At 78.7% G+C, this 821-nt stretch carries 1 protein-coding gene; it reads right to left on the reverse strand.

Annotated elements, in window-relative coordinates; genetic code table 11:
* Nucleotides 1-67 precede the first annotated feature (67 nt).
* Nucleotides 68-821: sodium:solute symporter family transporter (locus VR44_RS05460; protein ID WP_045946217.1), on the reverse strand; the 754-nt coding region annotated here is incomplete at its 5' end.

An 821-nucleotide genomic window follows, 5' to 3' on the forward strand; every position in this document is an offset into this window, starting at 1 on the left:
CCCGCCCAGCCCAGCCCCACCAGCAGCACCGCCCCGGCAGCCGCGAGCAGCGCCTGCGCCGCCCCGCTCACCGGCCACCCCCGCCGGGCGCCCGGGCCCCGGCCAGGTCCTCCGGCAGGTGGAGCCGGGCCAGCGCCGCCGCCGCCCCGGCCGGGACCCGGGACCTGGTGGCCAGCGACACCGACACCATCGTCAGGAACCCCAGCGGCACGGACCACACCGCCGGCCAGGCCAGCAGCGCGTGCGCCCACCCCTGCGGAACCAGCCCGCTGCGGGTGGCCACCACCGCGCCCAGCGCCGCCCCGCCGCCGGTGAGCAGGCCGGCCACCGCACCCGGCGGGGTCAGCCCGCGCCACCAGATGCCGAGCACCAGCAGCGGGCAGAAGGAGGACGCCGACACCGCGAAGGCCAGGCCGACCGCGTCCGCGACCGGCACCTGGGTGGTGACGAACCCGACCGCCAGCGGCACCGCCATCGCCACCACGACCGCGCACCGGAAGCTGCCCACCCCCCGCCGGGGGAGCAGGTCCTGGTGGAGCACCCCGGCCACCGCCATCGTCAGCCCCGACGCCGTCGACAGGAACGCCGCGAAGGCGCCCCCGGCCAGCAGCGCCCCCAGCAGGTCCCCGAGCAGCCCGCCCAGCATCCGCTCCGGCAGCACCAGCACCGCCGCGTCCGCGTCCCCGGTCAGCGCCAGCTCGGGCGCGTAGATCCGGCCCAGGACCCCGTACACCTGCGGCAGCAGGTAGAAGACCCCGAGCAGGCCCAGCACGACCAGGGTGGTGCGGCGGGCGGCCCGCCCGTCGGGGCTGGTGTAGAAG

Origin of the sequence: Streptomyces katrae, from assembly GCF_000966975.1 — a bacterium.
Taxonomy (GTDB): Bacteria; Actinomycetota; Actinomycetes; order Streptomycetales; family Streptomycetaceae; genus Streptomyces; species Streptomyces katrae.